The organism is Bifidobacterium amazonense (genome assembly GCF_018555435.2).
Lineage (GTDB): Bacteria > Actinomycetota > Actinomycetes > Actinomycetales > Bifidobacteriaceae > Bifidobacterium > Bifidobacterium amazonense.
This window is the reverse complement of record NZ_JAFEJT020000005.1, coordinates 32717-51237: the sequence shown is the minus strand read 5'-3', so window position 1 is coordinate 51237 and position 18521 is coordinate 32717. Positions and strand designations below refer to the sequence as shown.

Genomic DNA, 18521 nt, shown 5'->3' with positions numbered 1-18521 from the left:
TTGCTTCGCGAGGAGGGGCTTCTGCGGGGCGAAGCGTTGAAGGTCTGTTGAATTTGCTTTGCGGGGAGGGGTTTCTGCGGGGTAATGAGGTGAAGGTCTGTCGGTTTTGCTTCGCTGGGCTTCCTTGGCGGGGCAATACGGTGAAGGTCTGTTGGTTTTGCCTCGCGAGGAGGGGTTTCAGCGGGGCAATGCGGTGGAGGTCTGTTGGTTTTGCCGCGTTGGGCTTCTTTGGCGGTGCAACGCGTTGAAGGTCTGTTGAATTTGCTTCGCGGAGAGGGGTTTCAGCGGGGTAATGCGGTGGAGGTCCGTTGGTTTTGCCACGGGAGGCTGTGGTTATCCGCCTGTGGTTATCCGCCTATCCGATTATCCGTCCGCCCGGCTGGCAGCCGATGCCTGTTCGGCACCTATTCGGTGATGCCGTCCTTGAAGATGGCGATCTCGTGCATGCCGTAGCGCTCGTTGCGCGTGGGCGCCCCGTTGACCGCGGCCAGCACCGCGTCGATGAACCTGGGCAGCACGTCGTCCATCGGCTCGTTCAGCAGACGGCCCGCGTTGAAGTCGATCCAGCGCGCGTGCTTGTCGGCCAGCGGCGTGTTCGTGGCGATCTTGAACGTGGGCACGTATGTGCCGTACGGATTGCCGCGGCCCGTGGTGAACAGGACGATCTGGCAGCCGGCCGAGGCGAGCGCCGATGCTGACACCAGATCATTGCCCGGCGACTGCAGCAGCGTGAGCCCCGGACGCGTCGCCTGATGCCCGTAGGCGATCACGTCGGTCACCTCGCAGCGGCCGCCCTTGCGGATGCAGCCGAGCGACTTGTCCTCCAGCGTGGTGATGCCGCCCGCCTTGTTGCCCGGCGACGGATTCTCGCCGATCGGCTGACCGTAGCGGCGGAAATAGTCCTTGAAATCCTTGATGAGCTTCACGATCTCACGGAACGTCGCCTCGTCCTTCGCCTGATTCATGAGCACCTGCTCCGCGCCGAACATCTCCGGCACCTCGGTAAGCACCACGCGCCCGCCCTCGCGCACCAGAAACTCGGCGAACCGGCCCACCAGCGGGTTCGCGGTCACGCCGGACAGCCCGTCCGAACCGCCGCATTTGACGCCCACCGTCAGCTCGCCCAATCCGATCGGCTCGCGCCGGTCGCCGGCCGCGGCGTCGTTCAGCTCCTCCAGCAGGCGGGCGGCGGTCGCGTATTCGTCGTCCTCCAGTTGGCAGATCATGAACTTCACGCGCGCCGGATCGTACACGAGCCCGTCGCGCAGGTCGTCGACCGACGCCGTCGGATCGTCCGACTCCTCGCCGCAGCACGTCATTTCCGCGCGGAACTGCGGAATCTGATTGTTTTCGCAGCCCAAACCGACCACGAGCACGCCGCCCGCGTTCGGATGCATGGCGATGTCCTGCAGGATGCGCTTGGTCATCGCGTGGTCGCCGCCCAGCTGCGAGCAGCCGTACGGATGATGCGCGATGATCACCGAGTCGAACGACCCGTTGCCCGGATGCGTGCGTTCGAACGCGCGCGCGATGTTGTCGCACAGCGAATTGACGCAGCCGACCGCCGGCACGATGTACAGGTCGTTGCGCACGCCGACCTTGCCGGTCGCGCGCCGATAGCCGAGAAACGTGCGGCCGGATGGCGCGCCGGGATGCACGCGGCCCGCGTCGGGCCGATACTCGTACGTCAGATCCGGGCCGAGATTCGATCGGCAGTTGTGCGTGTGCACCCAGTCGCCCGGTTCGATCTCCACGCTCGCATGACCGATCGGATAGCCGTATTTGATGATCGGATCGCCGATTTCCATGCGCCGGATCGAGACCTTGTGTCCGCGCGCGACTCGCTCGCGCAGCGTGACCGGCACGTCGGCCCCTGATATGCGCATGCGCTCGCCGGCGGCGATGTCGCGTGTCGCCACGACCACCGTGTCGTGTTCGTCCAAACGAATGACGTCCATGTTGCTTCGTTGCTCCTTGTGATGAGTCTTGTCGTCCTTGTTCTTGATTCCCCTTGCCAGAGGAGTTGCCGGCGAAGCCGACTGAGGGGTGACGCGAAAGCCGGTGCTCCAGCTTCAACGTGCAGAGCGACGATCTTCCGCCGCTACGCCAGCTGATCGATCAGCCGCTGCATACGCCCGTTCGCAATCGCCGCGACGTCGTCGGCCACCAGATCCGCCAAGCCGTCGATCGTGGTCAGATCCTCCGGCCACAGGGCGCGGTCGGCAAGCACCGTCCCGACATACGCGCGAACATCGCCGTGCGTGTCTCCCGCCGCAGCCGCAGCCGAGCGGAACCGCTCCAGCGTTTCCGGCACGTCGGCGATCGCCACATCGACCGGCGCGAAACCGCCGTAGACCGCCAGCAGACCGGCGAGTGCCAGCACCGCGCGCCGCGGCAGACCGCGGCCAAGCCGCACGTTCTCCAATACGATCGGCAGCACGCGCGCCGCGTACTTCGCCGCCGAATTCAACGCGATCGAATCCAACTCGTGCCGCATGTGCGGGTTCGCGAACCGTTCGATTACCTGGCCGGCAAACGTGCGCAACTCGTCGGCCGGCAACGACAGCACGGGAATGATCTCCTCGCTCATTTCCCGTTCGATGAACGAACGCATGCGCGGATCGGCCACCACGTCGCCCACGGTCGCAAAACCGGCCAGCCGCGCGACCAGCGCCATCGTGGTGTGCGGCGCGTTGAGCAGACGCACCTTGCGCTCGCGGTACGGACGCACGTCCGGCACGAGCACCGCGCCGGCCTCGGTTCCGAGCCGATCCACCGGGAATCGTTCGCGCACCGTGCGGAGCACGCGCTCGTCGCCGGCGATCACCCACGAGGCGAACGGTTCGGCCTTGACCATGTTGTCGTCGCGGTAGCCGAGCTTCTTCCAAATCGCCTCGGCGTCGTCGCGCGGGAACCCGGGCGTGATGCGGTCGACGAGCGTGGACGCGAACACGTTGTCGCGCTCCACCCAGGCAATGAACCCGTCCGGCAGTGCGAACCGCCGCGCGCACTTGACGACCGCATCCCGCAGCGCGTCTCCGTTCGCCTCGATCAGCTCGCACGGCAGCAGCAGGAACCCAGGCAGGCCACGCTTCCATCGGCGTTCGAGCAGCAGAGTGAGCTTGGCCGGGAAACTCGCCGGCGGGGTCATGCCGGGCGCGTCGCGGTCGTCGAGCGCGATGCCCGCCTCGGTGGTGTTCGAGACGATCACCGAAGCGGCCGGATCGTCGGCGAGCGCAAGGAACCGCTCCCAATCCTCATACGGATTCACGGTCGCGCCGATCGAGTCGACGACGGTGCGGCTCTGCACGTCGCGCCCGCCCAGCATGCCGTCGAGCAGCACGGTGTACAGCCGGTCCTGCGCTTCGAGCGCGGTGACGCGGCCGCCGGCCAGCGGCTGCACGATGGCGACGTTGCCGTCGAACGAGGGTTCGCGGTCGTTGAGCAGCTGGACCATCCAGTCGACGAATCCGCGCAGGAAGTTGCCTTCGCCGAACTGGATGATGCGGATCGGCCGGGCGGCGGCTTCGCGCGTGGTCAGGCCATGCGCGATCGCGTATGGCGCGTTGAGCGTGGGCGGCGCCGCCGGAGCGGCTCCGGTCGTGTTGCCGGCGACCGGTTTGTCGTCGGTATGTTCGGATGCTGATATTGCTGCATTGCTGTGTTCGCTCATGCCGCCAGCGTAGGGACGCCTCGCGCGGGGCGGTTCATTTGTTGCCGCGGTTTGCACAGTGAGCGTGTGACGCCGCATGCCGCAAAGGTCTAAGTGGCTTACATGTAGCGGATGGTTTTGGAGAGGCGGAGTACGGGTGACGGAATTCCGCCATCGATACCTGTCATATGTGGATTCGACCGCTACACGTAAGCCAGATGGCAATGAGAGGGAGGCCAAATCCGCTACACGTAAGCGAGAAACCGCGCGAGTGACGGCGTGGGCGGTAGACAGGGTAAAGAACCGGCTGTCGGCCGACGGCATTGACACGATTGAACTATGGGGTGTTGTTTGGTATAACAGTTGCTGTAACGATATATATATAACTGATTGCAAGGCCTGACGTGATCGTACCGCGGACCGGGCCGGCGCAGCCGCCGGTGGTCGCGGCCGCGACGGGCCAAGCGCTGAAAGGCTGTGCCATGACGCAAGTGACGATGCCCGCGCCGCTGTACGAAGACCCGATCACTGGAGGGCCGACCGACCCGACCGTGATCTGGAACGATTGCGAACGGCGAATGTTCATGTTCTATACGCAGCGCAGGCCGAACCCGCACGCGGTCGGCGTCTCGTGGGTGCACGGCACGAAAATCGCCGTCGCCTCCAGCGACGACGGCGCCCGCTGGCTGTACCGCGGCACGCTCGACCTCGATCTTGACGGATTCCCCGGCGAAAACACGTTCTGGGCGCCGGAAGTCGTCGCGATCGACGGCGTTTACCACATGTTCGTGTCGATGATCGTGGGCGTGCCGACCGACTGGAGCGGCCGCTCGCGCATGCTGCACTACACGTCGCACGACCTGTGGCGGTGGACGTTCGTCTCCGAGATCGACCTCGCCTCCAATCGGGTGATCGACCCGTGCGTCGCGCGCGAGCCGGACGGCGCCTACTCCATGTGGTACAAGGACGAGGATCTGGGAGGCGTCATCTGCCGGGCCGTCAGCCGCGACCTCAACGAGTGGACCGTGCTCGGGCAGGAGGTGTTCGATTGCCACCAGGAAGGTCCGAACGTGTTCGATCTTGGCGGCCGACGCTGGATGATCTCCGACTACTGGCACGGCCTCGCCGTCTACCGGCAGGACGACGCGGCCGGGGAAGTCGGGGAGATCGGCGAGGCTGGCGAGGTCGGGGAGCAGGGCGATTCCGCCCTTCACCGCTGGACGCGCTGCCCCGACATCCTCGCCGAATCGGGCATCCGGGACCGCGACCGGGGCCTCGGCCACCATGCCGACATCTGGGTGAACCCGAAGGACAGCCACGCCATCATCTTCTACTTCTGTCACCCGTACGCGCACGACGACGGCTCCCCGTGCCTCGCCGGCGAGCCCGCCGATCCGGCCGCCGCGCAGCTCAGCGTCGTCCAGGCCGCCGAACTGCGCGTCGAAGGCGACGTGATCGTCTGCGACCGCAATGCCGCTCCCGTCATCGACCTGCCCTGACGTTCCCCGTCGGAGCGATCTTGCCGCGTCATTGTAACGAGCATTGTGTATCGTTAAACCTGAGTGTTGGAATCCGACGGCACTGAGGGGAGCGTGGCAATGACGCAGCAGGCGGCCACATTCGAGGAGTACATCCAGAACTACCGGCGCAACAGCGGGCATCCGATCCGCATCCTGCTGCGCTTCTTCAAAGGCAGCGCGATGGACCTGACCATCTCCACCATCGCGCTCGTCGCCAAGCAGTCGCCGATGTGGGTCACGCCGATCGTCACGCGCAACATCATCAACTGCGCGACCAACCCGGCCGCGCACAGCGTCAACGAGATGCTCGTCAATCTCATCATCGGCATCTTCTTCATCGCGCAGAACATCTTCACCGCGTACATGTACATCAAGCACTTCGGCAAGGTGAACCGACTCATCGAACGCCGGCTGCGCGGCAGCCTCATCGCCAAACTGCAGCAGCTGTCCATCCGGTTCCACACCGAAACGCAGTCCGGCCGGCTCATGTCGAAGATCATGCGCGACGTCGAAAACGTCGAGGTGCTGCTCGACCAGACCTACCGCAGCCTGCCGCTGGTCATCCTCGACATCATTATCGCGATCACCGTCACCGCGATCAGCAGTCCGATCGTGCTGATCTTCTTCGCGCTCGCCATCCCGACCGCCGTGTTTTCCATCTGGTTCTTCCGCAAGCCGATCCGCGAATCCAACCACGACTTCCGAACGCAGATGGAGCGCACGCAGGCCGCTGTGGCCGAAATGATCGAAATGATCCCCGTCACCCGCGCGCACGGCCTCGAGGACGTGGAGATCCGCAAGATGAGCCGCAAGCTCGAGTTCATCCGCGAGGCCGGCTTCCGGCTCGACATCATCAACATCGTGTTCGGCGCGACCAGCTGGGTCATCTTCCAGATCTTCCAGCTGCTGTGCCTCGGCTTCACCGGCTATCTCGCCTATCGCGGGCGCATTTCCGTGGGCGACGTGGTGCTGTTCCAGACGTACTTCACGCAGATCGTCGGCGGCGTGTCGAACCTGATCAACCTCTATCCGCTGCTCACCAAGGGAGTCGAATCGGTCAGCTCGATCGGCGAGATCCTGCAGGAGGACGACGTCGAGCACAATCCGAAAAGCGCCGGCGTCGAGCCGGGCACGCTGCGCGGCGACGTCGAATACCGGCACGTCGACTTCCGCTACGACAAGGGCCTGCCGCTCGTGCTGCATGATTTCTCGCTCAAGGTGCGCGCCGGCGAGTCGATCGCGTTCGTCGGCGACTCGGGCTCCGGCAAGTCGACGCTCATCAAGCTGCTCATCGGCTTCGCCGAGCCGGAAGCGGGCGCGGTGCTCGTCGACGGCATCGACCTCAAGCGCATGGACCTGGACGCCTACCGCAGCCAGATCGCTGTCGTGCCGCAGAACACGATCCTGTTTTCCGGCACGCTGCGCGACAACATCACGTACGGTCTGGAGCACGTCGACGAGGCCGAGGTGGACCGGATCATCAACGAGGTCGGCCTGGACGACGTGGTCGCGCAGCTGCCCGACGGGCTCGACACGACGGTCGGCGAGCACGGCGGCACGCTGTCGGGCGGGCAGAAGCAGCGCATTTCGATCGCCCGCGCGCTGATCCGCCATCCGCGCATCATCATTTTCGACGAGGCGACGAGCGCGCTCGACTCGGTGTCGGAGAAGAAGGTGCAGCACGCCACTGAGCGGATGATGGGCCACTGCACGACGTTCATGGTCGCGCACCGCCTGTCCACGATCCGCAACGCCGATCGCATCGTGGTGCTTGAGCACGGGCGCATCGTCGAGCAGGGCTCGTACGACGAGCTCATGGCCGCGCGCGGCAAGTTCTACGAGCTCAAGACGATGCAGATGTAGCGCTGCGCGCGGCGGATGCTGTGCCGCGGTCGCATTGCGCATGTATCGCGTGTACATCGGCCCGGATGATTCCAGGCCTTTCGACTCCGACGGTCGCTGGGTGGTCGTCGTGCGGTCGCCGTGTGGTTGTCGGACGGCGGCCGGGCGGTTGCCGGACGGCGGCCGGGTAGTTGCCGGACTCTCGCCGGACGGTGGCCGGGGAGCGCTGGCCGTATGCCGGTGCGGGCGATGATCGTGCGCGTCGCCGATGCCTGCATGCCTGCGACGGCGGCGATCGAGCGTTCGGTGCGTGGGGATATTGCGCTATGGGCCATGCGCTGTTGCGTCGGCGTGTTGCGATGACTTGACATGTTTGGTACAGCGGTATATCTTAGAGATTGTCAAGAGGTTCACCGGTGTATCAAAACAAGCCGGTCGAACAATGGAGACAGTGCAGAGCCGTCCGCAGAGGGATGGTTCGCGGCTCAGTGAGGAGACAGAGCAATGAGCAGTGCAACGAAGACTGTGCGAGGACGCATCGTCGCCGGAATCGCCATGGCGTGCGCGGCGACCACCGTGCTGGCCGGCTGCGGCAGCGGCACATCCACCGGCGCCGACGGCAAGCCGCAGGTCGAGATCCTCGTGGTCACGACCGCAGACACCATGGCTCCCGAAAAAATGGCGTGGACCAAGGAGCTCACCGCCGCCTGCGACTGCCATATCAAGTGGTCCCAGGTCATGAACAACGCGTGGAACAACCAGAAGTCCCCGATGCTCGCCTCCGGTTCCGTTCCGGACATCTCCATCGCCGCGTTCGACCCGTCCGACGCCGACAAGGTGCCGGTGTTCGAGGACCTCAGCCAGCACATGGACCAGCTGCCCAGCGTCGCCAAGTTCTTCAAGGAGCAGCCCGACGCGAAGAAGCTCGTGCAGACCCCGTCCGGCGGCGTCTACGTGCTGCCGTCGTCCCGCGGCAAGCAGTACCACGGTTCCGGCCAGCACATGCTCATCAACAAGACCTGGCTCGACAAGCTCGGCCTCGAAATCCCCAAGACATGGGACGAGCTCGAGCAGGTGCTCGAAGCGTTCAAGACGCAGGATCCGAACGGCAACGGCAAGGCCGACGAAATTCCGATGAACATCAAGAAGTTCGACACCTCCGGCTTCGGCCCGAGCTGGTACAACACCTTCCTGCTGCTCAACTCGCTGGGCATCGTCACCCACTTCAACTCCGGCCCGTCCCAGCAGGGCATCTACGTCAAGGACGGCAAGGTCGGCAACTTCATGGCCACCGAAGAGTTCAAGACCGTCGTCAAGTATCTCAACAAGCTCATGGGCGAAGGACTCATCCCGTCCACCGCGCTCACCAAGGACGATTCCAAGTACAACGCCGAGCTGTCCAGCGACGGCAAGACGGCGATCACCGGCGTCGCGTTCGCGTACGCGGCCACCGACTTCGGCGATCTGGCCGACCAGTACGTGGCCATGCCGGCGCCCGCAGGACCGGGCATGTCGGCCGACGACGTGACGTGGGACGGCTCGGTGGAGACCACCATGTTCCAGAACAACAAGCTGGCCGTGCGCGCGGGCGACGAGAACATGGACGCCGTGCTCAAGATCGTCAACAAGCTCTATGACCCGGAGGTCTCCGTCCAGCAGTTCTACGGCTCCACGCCGGACTACCTCGCCAAGAAGGACGACAAGACCTACGAGCTTACACAGAAGGCCATCGATTCCGACGCCCGCGTCGGCCTGGGTGGCGAAAGCTCCGCCGGATGGATCCCGGACGACGTGACCGTCGGCAACGTCGACTATCTCACCTCGTTCCGCGAGGCCGACGACGTGTACGCCGAGCAGTACAAGCACTTCGACCTGACCAAGGACACGATGCCCGACTACGTGCGCCCGTCCGACACCGATTCGACCACGATCTCCAACAACGACACGCAGATGTTCGACTACGCGATGCCGGTGATCTCCCGCTGGATCGTCTCCGGCGGCGTGGACGGCGAGTTCGACGACTTCGTCTCCAAGCTCAGGACGCTCGGCATGGACGACACGGTCGCCCTGTGGCAGAAGTGGTACGACAAGTACACCAAGTGACGCGGGCTCAACGGCTGACATGAATGGTGGCGGGATACTCCGAAAAGCATCTCGCCACCATTCATATCGCCTTGTGCGTATCGGTCGTTGCTGCTCCGTCGGGCAACCTGGCAAGACGATCGCAACCGCCGAAACGCCAGCCGAACGTCCGGCTGATTGCGGATCACGCGGATTCGCGTTCGGTGATCGTGTACCCGACGATTGTCTTGCGCGGGGCGGCGGTCGATCCGTCGATGCGGGACAGCAGGTCCGTGACCAGCGCGCGCGCCGTTTCCCGATAGTCTGGTTCGATGGTGGTGAGCGCGGGGGAGACGTCCGCTCCCATGCTGATGCCGTCGAAGCCGATCACCTTGAAGTCCTCCGGAACCCGGATATTGTGCCGGCGCAGCGTCTGCAGCACGCCGAGCGCGACCGAGTCGGTCAGGCAGAACGCGCCGTCGAACGCGATGTCCGAAGCGAGCATCCGTTCGGCCGCCTCGCGTCCGCTGTGCGCGTCCCAGCCGCAGTCGAACGCGGTGTCTTGGCTCATGGTGAGTCCAAGTTCGCTGAACGCGCGGAAACAGCCGCGATAGCGCAGGGTTCCCGGATTGTTCAGGCTGAGCAGCATGTCTTCGGGGCCGAGGTGCGACGAGCCGATCACGGCGATGTTGCGGCATCCCTTGGCGTGCAGATGGCGGATCGCGTCGGCCGCGCCGTCCTCGTTGGCGAGGTTCACGGTGTCGAACACGTTGTCGTCGGAGGGCATTTCATGCAGCACGACCGGCTTGTGCAGGGCGATCTGCTTGATCTTCTCCGACGACAGCAGCGGCGTGACGATGATCACGCCGTCGCAGAACAGGCTGAACGGCTCGCTCAGTGCGTTCTCCTCGCCGCGGCGGTCATAGTGCGTTTCGCGCAGCAGCGCCTCGCGACCGTTGCGTTCGATTTCGTCGGACAGCGCGGAGGCGAGACGCGAGTAGAACGGATTGTCGAAGCTGCCGACGATGACTTCGATGATGTCGCTGCGTCCGGAACGCAGCATTTTCGCCGACGGGTTGCTCGAATAGTTCATGCGTCTGGCCACCGCAAGCACTTTCTTGCGGGTCTCCGCTTTGACGCCGGGCTTGTTGTGCAGCGCGTTCGACACGGTCATGATCGACACGCCCGCCGCTTCGGCCACGTCTTTGAGCGTCGGCTTTGACTGTTGGGAAGATGATACGGACTTCATACATGTAAAGATACATGTACTTATATATAAATTACGTACCGTGTCGTTGTGATTATGAGCTGTTCTGTTGTATTTTGTTGCTGATTGCGATGCCGTTTGTTCATGTTGAGAGCTCGACCGGATGGCAAAAACGTTGCAATTACTTGGTTTTGTGCGTTTGAGACATGTTTGGATCGAGATTTTTGACTTTTTGGAATGTTAAGTATATCGTTATAGGCGTTCAGAGGTTGACGGGAGCACCGGAAACCGGAGAACTCGGGTTTACAGGCATTGCAGCTTGTAAGGGATGGGCTGGCGACGGCTCAGGAGGAGACAATGATCATGCGTGCGGAGGAACTGCTATGACAGCATCCAAGACAAAGACCGCGGCCGTCCAGACGGTTGATGCTTCGGGAGTGGTTGATAATACGGCTGCGTTTAAGGCGTTGCCGTGGCCGAAGAAGTTGGTGTGGCATGTGCAGCATTATTGGCAGCATTGGGTGATGGCGTTGCCGGCGATGGTGTTCGTGTTCATTTTCGCGTATATTCCGATGTATGGTATTCAGTTGGCTTTTCGTGATTTCGTGCCTTCGAAGGGGCTCACGGGTGGCCAGTGGGTTGGGTTGAAGTATTTCAACCAGTTCTTTACGTCGCCGATGTTCAGCAAGGTGATGGTCAATACGATCAAGATCAGTCTTGGTACTTTGGTTCTTGGTTTTATTGCGCCGATTGTGTTGGCGTTGTTGATTAATCAGATTCATAGCACGAAGGTGAAGGGTTTCGTGCAGACGATCACGTATATGCCGCACTTCATCTCGACGGTGGTGATCGTGGCGATGTTGAATATTTTCCTGACGCCGAATACGGGACTCTTGGGTCGTTTCTTTGGCGGGACGAGCTTGTTTGAAGTGGCCTGATTTTTGTTCCGTTTCTGCTATGAGACGGCTTGTGCCGTCTGTGTTTGATAATACTCGTTCTCGGCCTGTTCCGGTGTCCTGTAGCCCAACGAGGCGTGCAGGCGCTTCGTGTTGTACCACGAGACCCACCGCATCGTCGCATACTCCAACTCGCCGACCGTCCGGTACGGTTTGTTGATCCAGACCAGCTCGCGCTTGTACGTGTTGTTCGTGCGCTCGGCCAGCGCGTTGTCGTACGAGTCGCCGACCGTGCCGGTCGACGGGAGCATGCCCGCGTCGACCACGTGCGTGGAGTACACGAGGCTGATGTACTGGCTGCCGTGGTCCGAGTGATGCACGCACCCGTCCGCACCGCCGTGGCACCGGGCCCACATGACGGCCTGATCCAACGCCTGCAGCGGCAGCTCCTCAGTGCGCATCGTGGAGGCGGCCGCCCAGCCGACGATCCTCCTGGCGAACGCGTCGGTGACGAACGCGACGTACGCGAACGACCCGTCCGCCAAGCGAACGTAGGTGATGTCGGCCACGTGCAGCCTGTTCGGCGCCATGGCGGCGAACTTGCGCTCGACCAGGTCGAGCCTGCCGCCCCTGCCCTTGGCGGGAATCGTGGTGACCGGCCTCCGGCCGCCCCGAACGCCTTGGAACCCGAGCCAGCGCATGATGCCGGCGACCTGGTCACGGCCGATCTCCTTGGGATTCCAGCCCTGGCGGATGAGCTGATGCCATACCTTGCGATACCCGTACACGCGCATGAACTCGTCCTCCCGGATCGCCGTGATGTCGCGGGCCAGCGCCTCGTGGCGCGCGGCCATGCGGCTGGGCGGCCTCGCCTTGAACATGCGGTAGCCGCGGGCGGTCAGGAAACCGCAGTCCAGACCCGCGGACAGCACTTCGCAGATCGGCCCGACCCCGAAACGGCCCCGGTACGCATCGATGTACGCGGCCTTCAACGCCGTGTCGGGTCGAGCCTGGCCGCGAAAAAAGCCGACGCCGTCGTCAGGATCTCGTTCGCCTTCCTCAGCTCCGCGACCTCGGCGCGCAGGCGCTTCAGCTCGGCGGCCGTCTCCTGCGCGTCGCGCGCGGATTGCGCCGTAACGGCCCGGTCGGCCTTGTTCCTCCACCTGCGCAACGTCTCCGGGGCGATACCCAGGTTCGACGCGACCGAGGCCACGGCCTTCGTCTCCGACGAATGATTCGCGCGTGATTCCTCCAGAAGCCGCAACGCCTTCTCCTGGAACTCCTTCGTATAACGGATCTTTCCGGTCATGTTCCTAGTCTCCCATCAATGAGGTGAAACACGGAACAAAAACCAGATCACATCAGTTGGATAATCCGAATATGGTGGCGCCGATTTACTGGCTGTCGGAGGTGTGGCAGCATTGTGGTTGGAACGCGATCATTTATCTCGCGGCTCTCTCGAGCGTGGATGTGAGCTTGTATGAGGCTGCGAAGATTGATGGTGCGGGTCGTTTGCAGTTGATTCGGTATGTGGATATTCCGACGATTATGCCGACGTGTGTGATTTTGTTGATTATGAACATGGGTTCGATTCTGTCGGTTGGTTTCGAGAAGGTCCTTCTGATGCAGAATGCTATGAATTTGCCGGGTTCTCAGGTGATCGCGACGTATACGTACATGATTGGTTTGAAGTCGTTCCAGTTCTCGTATGCTACGGCGATTGGCTTGTTTAACACGTTGATTAACTTCTTCTTCTTGATTCTGGCGAATTGGATTTCCAAGCGCGTGTCGGATACGAGCATCTTCTAAGCGGTTGTGTTAGGAAAGGCAAAGGTTAGAGCGTTATGAGTACTGCAAGCGTTTCCCCTGCTGTGAAGAAGAGCGGGGATGAGGTTCCGTTTAACAAGCATGTGGCGCAGCATCGTGAGCCTGCTGATTGGGTTGCGGATATCGTGATCTGGGTCCTGTTGGCGTTGATTGTGGCGGTGGTGATTTACCCGTTGTGGTTCGTGGTGATCGCCTCGTTCTCGAATCCCGCGATGGTCTCGACCGGCAAGGTCACGATCCTGCCGGTGGACATCAGCTTCGGCGGTTACGAGAAGGTGTTCTCCGATTCCCGTATTTGGATTGGTTATAAGAACACGATTATCTACTCGGTGGTGGGTACGGCGTTGAACATGATCGTGACCCTGCCGGCCGCGTTCGCTTTGTCGCGTGTTGATTTCAAGCCGCGTCGTGTGATTTTGTTCTTGTTCACGTTCACGATGTATTTCGCGGGCGGTCTGATCCCGAGCTACTTGTTGTATAAGGATTTGAACCTGTTGGATAACATGTGGGTGTTTATCCTGCCGGGTGCGGTGAGCGTGTGGAATCTGATTATCGCGCGTTCGTTCTTCGAAACCAGTATTCCTGAGGAGTTGCATGATGCGGCGCAGATTGATGGTTTGTCGTTCTTCGGGTATTTCCTCAAGATCGTGATTCCCTTGTCGAGCGCGATCATCGCGGTGTTGGGCTTGTATTATTTCGTGGGTCATTGGAATGATTACTTCACCGGCCTGATCTACATCAGGACCGACACGAAGCAGCCGTTGCAGATGGTGTTGCAGAACATTCTGTTGGCGAACCAGACCCAGCAGGGCGGTGCGGGCAACGGTGGCCAGTCCGCGTTGCAGCAGCAGCAGTTGGCTGATCAGATCAAGTACGGTGTGATCATCGTGTCGACCGCCCCCCTGTTGATTTTGTACCCGTTCCTGCAGAAGTACTTCAACAAGGGCGTCATGATCGGCGCCGTCAAGGGCTGATCTTTTTTGCAAGCGCCAGCAGCATCGCCCGCACTGCGTGCGGTCGATACGGTGCTGTTGGCTCGCTGCCGCAGCGGGAACGGGATCGGCCTTCGGCCGATGCCGTGCTGTCGGCTCGCCTTGCGGCTCGCGGACGCTCCCCCACCCGGCTTCGCCGGGAGCCCCTCAGCCGAGAGGGCCGAGGCTCCGCCAGCTTCATGGCGTTGCTGCGGTTATCAACCCAGGTGCTATAACACGCCTTGCTGGCTCCCTCGGCTGAGGGAGCTGTCACGCGAAGCGTGACTGAGGGAGCGTCCGCGAGCGACGGCGAGCAACAACACAGCATCGCGCGAAGCGCGATACCGCATTGGCTGTGAGGGTAAGGAACCCGTCGAAGCGTGGAGACGCTTTGGCGGGTTCTTGTGATTGCGCCGTAGAATCGTGGGCATGGGCAAAGACGACAAGCAGACGGGCCTCAAAGGCGCCAAGGACGGCGGCAAGGCCATCAAAATCGACAAGGCCGACAAGGATAAGACCGCCAAATCCGACAAGCGCATCGACAAGACGCTCAAACGCGCGGAAAACAGGATCGGCGCAATCGAGGCGAGCACCACGGTGGCCGAACGTCTCGCCAACGCTGCCAAATCCAGCGAACTGCTCAGCGCGGTCTGGTCGCTGCCGCCGGCGCAACGTCTCATGTTCCATCACGGCATGAACGTCAACGACGTCATCGGCGACTCGACGCCCGGCTTTGACGGCGACAAGGACGACGCGGAACGGTTCATCGCGCTCAGCGCGTCCGAAATCGCACGCTATCAGAACCTGCTGTACGCGAACGGCGTCAAGGGATCCCGTCGCAGGCTGCTCATCGTGCTGCAGGGCATGGACGCCTCCGGCAAAGGCGGCATCGTCAAGCACGTGTTCCGCCAAGGCAATCCGATGGGCATCCACTATCACGGATTCGGCAAGCCGAGCGCGGAGGAACTCGCGCACGGCTTCCTTTGGCGCGTCGAGCGCGAACTGCCCGACCCGGGTTGGATCAGCGTGTTCGACCGGTCGCACTATGAGGACATCGTCATGCCGCACATCTACGGCACCGTGCCGGAAGCCGAATGGCGGGCGCGATACGATCTCGTCAACGAGTTCGAACGCAATCTGGTCGCCGACGGCTGTGCGGTCATCAAAATCTTCCTCGTCGTCAGCAAAGAGGAACAGCGGCGCCATTTTCTTTCAAGACTCGACGACCCGACTAAATTCTGGAAGTTCGACGTGTCCGATCTGGACGCGCGCGACCGTTGGGACGACTATATGGCCGCATGGCAGGAGGTGTTCGAACGCACGAGCACGCAATCCGCGCCGTGGTATCTCGTGCCGGCCGACAACCGGTGGTATTCGCGCGCCGTCGTGTCCGAACTGCTGCGCACCACGCTCAAGAACATGAACATGACGTGGCCGCCGTTGGACGCGGGCGTCGACCCGGCGGAGGCCAGAAGGAGATTGGGCTAACCGGGGCGTTTCAGTTCCCGGGATTTCGCGGCAAAAATCCCGGGAACCGGACCGTGTTCGGTTTTCCGGGCAATCCCTTGGAATCGCAACGATTCTGGCATGTGAGTTTGTGCGGTAATGTGCGATTTCCGGTTCCCGGGATTCATGGCGACAATCCCGGGAACCGGGAGGGAACCGGAAGGTGTCGAGTAGACTGGAAGCATTATGGCAGATACTGAAACTTATGGCTCCCTGGGGGCGTTGGCGCCGAGTTGGGACGACGGCGACCGCAACATCGACACGGATGAGATTTATGAGCGGTTTTTCGGCTGGGTGCATGACGTCAAGCATGTCGACCCGTGGCCGCATCAGGAAGAGGCCATCATGGACCTGCTTGCCGGCGACCATGTGATCCTGAACACGCCCACCGGTTCGGGCAAGTCGCTCGTCGCGCTCGGCATGCACTTCGCCGCGCTGTGCACCGGGCGGCGCTCGTACTACACCGCGCCGATCAAGGCGCTCGTCTCGGAGAAGTTCTTCGACCTGGTCGACGTGTTCGGCCGTGACAACGTGGGCATGATCACCGGCGACACGCACATCAACTCCGACGCGCCGATCATCTGCTGCACGGCCGAAATCCTCGCCAATCAGGCGCTGCGCGAAGGCCGGCACGCGGACGTCGGCTGCGTGGCGATGGACGAATTCCACTATTACGGCGACCCGGAGCGCGGCTGGGCATGGCAGGTGCCGCTGCTCACCTTGCCGAAAACCCAGTTCCTGCTCATGAGCGCCACGCTCGGCAACGTGGACGCGATCGCCGACAAGCTCGAAGACATGACCGACACGGACGTGGACATCATCGCCGACGCGCCGCGGCCGGTTCCGCTCACCTACGAGTACACGCTCGACCCGCTCGAGAAAACCGTCGAACTCGCGTTCCGCGAAGGCTCCACGCCGATCTACGTCGTGCACTTCTCGCAGGATGCGGCGCTCGACACCGCGCAGGCGCTCGCCTCCACCGGCGTGTCCAGCAAGGAGCAGCGCGCGGCCATCGCCGAGGCGGTCAAGGGCTTCAAGTTCACCACCGCGTTCGGCAAGATCCTGCAGCGGCTGTTGCGCACTGGCATCGGCATCCATCACGCCGGCATGCTGCCGCGCTACCGCAGGCTCGTCGAACAGCTCGCCCAGCAGGGCCTGCTGCCGGTCATTTGCGGCACCGACACGCTCGGCGTCGGCATCAACGTGCCGATCCATTCCGTCGTGCTCACGGCGCTCACCAAATTCGATGGCACGCACATGCGCAAGCTGCGCGCCCGCGAGTTCCACCAGATCGCCGGCCGTGCGGGCCGCATGGGCTTCGACACGGAAGGGCTCGTGATCGCGGAGGCGCCCGAGTTCGAGATCGAGAACGCGAAGGCCGTGGCCAAGGCCGGCAACGATCCGAAGAAGCTCAAGAAGGTCAAGCGCAAGAAAGCTCCCGAAGGGTTCGTCACGTGGAATCAGGCCACGTTCGACAAGCTCATCGACGCGGCCCCCGAAACGCTCGTGCCGCACATGAAGATCACGCATTCGATGGTGCTCAACGAGGTCGCGCAGGGCGGCGACGCGCGCTACCGCGTCGACCGGCTTATCGACGACTCCGCGCAGACCCCGGACCAGAAGGAGCAGCTGCATCAGCGCGCCGACGAGATCTTCCAGACCCTGTTCGACACGAAGGTCATCGAAACCGAGGATCGCGACGACGGCGGCAAGGACTATTTCCTCGACGTGGATGTGCCCGACGATTTCGCGCTCGACCAGCCGCTTTCGCCGTTCCTGCTGGCCGCGTTGGAACTGCTCGACCCGGAATCCGACACGTACGCGCTCGACGTGATCTCGATGGTCGAGGCCACGCTCGAGGACCCCAAGCAGGTCCTGAAGGCGCAGGAGCGCCAGGCGCGCGACAAGGCGCTCGTCGAGATGAAGGAAGACGGCCTCGACTACGACGAGCGCATGGACAAGCTGCAGGAGATCACGTATCCGAAGCCCTTGGAGAACATGCTGCAGGCCGCGTTCGACCAGTACCGGCAGGACGTGCCGTGGGCGAACGACTACTGGTTGAGCCCCAAGTCGGTGGTGCGCGACATGGTCGAAACCGCGTCCGATTTCACGGGATACATCGCCCGCTACAACATCGCGCGTTCCGAAGGCACGCTGCTGCGCTACCTGTCGGACGCGTACCGCGCGTTGGCGCGCACCGTGCCGGTCGAGAAGCGCGACGAACAGCTGGACGACATCATTTCGTGGCTGCGCGTGGTCGTGCGTTCGATCGACTCCAGCCTGGTCGACGAATGGGAGAACGCGGGCGCCGAGTCGGACGCGTCGGAGGCGGCTGCGACGCTTGCTGCGCCGGGCGCGAAGGATGCGGTGGTGGAGGATCGCCGCGGCCTGATCGTGCTGATTCGCAACGCGATGTTCCGTCGCGTGCAGCTCATGGACCTGGATCGTCCGGACGAGCTGGGCGCGCTCGACAAGGACTGGGGCTACGGCGTGCACGAATGGGAGGATGCGCTCGACGATTACTACGACGAGCACGAATACGTCGGCATCGACGCGGCCGCCCGTTCCGGCAAGCTGTTCATTCTCGACGATTCGCTCGAGAAGAAGGAGCATGCGTGGAAGGTGCGCCAGATCATCGACGACTCCGACGGCGACCATGACTGGGCCATCACCGGCACCGTTGACCTCGACACCACGCAGGAGACCGGCGAGGTGGTGTTCTTCGACTATCACGTCGGCAACTGAAATGCGGTTGCCGGGCTGCCGCCTTGCTACAAGGCCAAGGAAACGGCGTTGAGCAGCAGCAGATGGACGGGGTAGAAGGCGTAGAAGAACCATTTCATGCTTCTGCCCCGCTTGCCGTTGTACAGCAGTATGAACGGCAGCGCGGCTATCTGCATCCACTGATAGCTATGGGTGAACGGGTCTCCGCCTAGGTACATGGCCGGTAATCCCAGAGCCGCAAAAAGGCGGATGAGCAAGGTTGCCGCGCGCATATTGCGTGGTCGCTGGGTTTGCATGAGCATGACCGGTCCATGT

The 18521-nt window shown here is 62.5% G+C and carries 10 protein-coding genes and 3 pseudogenes; 8 read left to right on the top strand and 5 right to left on the bottom strand.

All coding sequences use genetic code 11. The features are described from left to right. Positions 1–404: 404 nt before the first annotated feature. Together JS533_RS02265 and JS533_RS02260 are read right to left on the bottom strand one after the other, a co-directional pair. On the bottom strand, positions 405–1958 hold the full coding sequence (locus JS533_RS02265) for a UxaA family hydrolase (protein WP_241512936.1): 1554 nt from the start codon (positions 1956–1958) through the stop codon (positions 405–407). A 143-nt stretch (positions 1959–2101) separates the two neighbouring features. Next, entirely contained in the window at positions 2102–3673 is a 1572-nt protein-coding gene (locus JS533_RS02260) for a tagaturonate reductase (protein WP_241512935.1), read from the bottom strand. 461 nt (positions 3674–4134) lie between these two features. Here JS533_RS02260 and JS533_RS02255 point away from each other — a divergent pair, with 461 nt between their 5' ends. The 3 genes from JS533_RS02255 (at position 4135) to JS533_RS02245 (ending at position 9117) form a co-directional block, all read left to right on the top strand. Then, complete coding sequence (locus JS533_RS02255; protein ID WP_241512934.1) at positions 4135–5151, top strand: glycoside hydrolase family protein; 1017 nt, start codon at positions 4135–4137, stop codon at positions 5149–5151. A 99-nt stretch (positions 5152–5250) separates the two neighbouring features. Next, the gene (locus JS533_RS02250; RefSeq protein WP_241512933.1) at positions 5251–7035 is read left to right on the top strand and encodes an ABC transporter ATP-binding protein; all 1785 of its coding nucleotides are present in this window, start codon (positions 5251–5253) and stop codon (positions 7033–7035) included. Positions 7036–7518: 483 nt separating this feature from the next. Next, positions 7519–9117, top strand: coding sequence for a type 2 periplasmic-binding domain-containing protein (locus JS533_RS02245; RefSeq protein WP_241512932.1), 1599 nt, complete (start codon positions 7519–7521; stop codon positions 9115–9117). A 163-nt stretch (positions 9118–9280) separates the two neighbouring features. On the opposite strand, the gene JS533_RS02240 is transcribed toward JS533_RS02245, so the two are convergent. Next, on the bottom strand, positions 9281–10324 hold the full coding sequence (locus JS533_RS02240; protein WP_241512931.1) for a LacI family DNA-binding transcriptional regulator: 1044 nt from the start codon (positions 10322–10324) through the stop codon (positions 9281–9283). Positions 10325–10665: 341 nt separating this feature from the next. Here JS533_RS02240 and JS533_RS02235 point away from each other — a divergent pair. After that, positions 10666–11205: pseudogene (locus JS533_RS02235) on the top strand (sugar ABC transporter permease); the annotation flags it as partial. Positions 11206–11211: 6 nt separating this feature from the next. On the opposite strand, the pseudogene JS533_RS02230 reads toward JS533_RS02235, so the two are convergent. Further along, positions 11212–12487, bottom strand: a pseudogene (locus JS533_RS02230) (IS3 family transposase); the annotation flags it as partial. Positions 12488–12552: 65 nt separating this feature from the next. Here JS533_RS02230 and JS533_RS02225 point away from each other — a divergent pair. From JS533_RS02225 to JS533_RS02210, 4 genes and pseudogenes are all read left to right on the top strand, one after another. Next, a pseudogene (locus JS533_RS02225) lies at positions 12553–12987 on the top strand (ABC transporter permease subunit); the annotation flags it as partial. A 35-nt stretch (positions 12988–13022) separates the two neighbouring features. Then, on the top strand, positions 13023–13979 hold the full coding sequence (locus JS533_RS02220; protein WP_241512930.1) for a carbohydrate ABC transporter permease: 957 nt from the start codon (positions 13023–13025) through the stop codon (positions 13977–13979). Between the two features lie 426 nt (positions 13980–14405). Further along, positions 14406–15464: a PPK2 family polyphosphate kinase gene (locus tag JS533_RS02215; protein ID WP_241512929.1), complete on the top strand. Its 1059-nt coding sequence runs from the start codon at positions 14406–14408 to the stop codon at positions 15462–15464. Between the two features lie 204 nt (positions 15465–15668). Next, positions 15669–18227 (top strand): DEAD/DEAH box helicase, encoded by a 2559-nt coding sequence (locus JS533_RS02210; protein WP_241512928.1) that lies wholly within the window; start codon positions 15669–15671, stop codon positions 18225–18227. A gap of 26 nt (positions 18228–18253) precedes the next feature. Here JS533_RS02210 and JS533_RS02205 read toward each other — a convergent pair whose 3' ends face one another. Beyond that, positions 18254–18508: a TraX family protein gene (locus JS533_RS02205; protein ID WP_241512927.1), complete on the bottom strand. Its 255-nt coding sequence runs from the start codon at positions 18506–18508 to the stop codon at positions 18254–18256. Between the last annotated feature and the right edge of the window lie 13 nt (positions 18509–18521).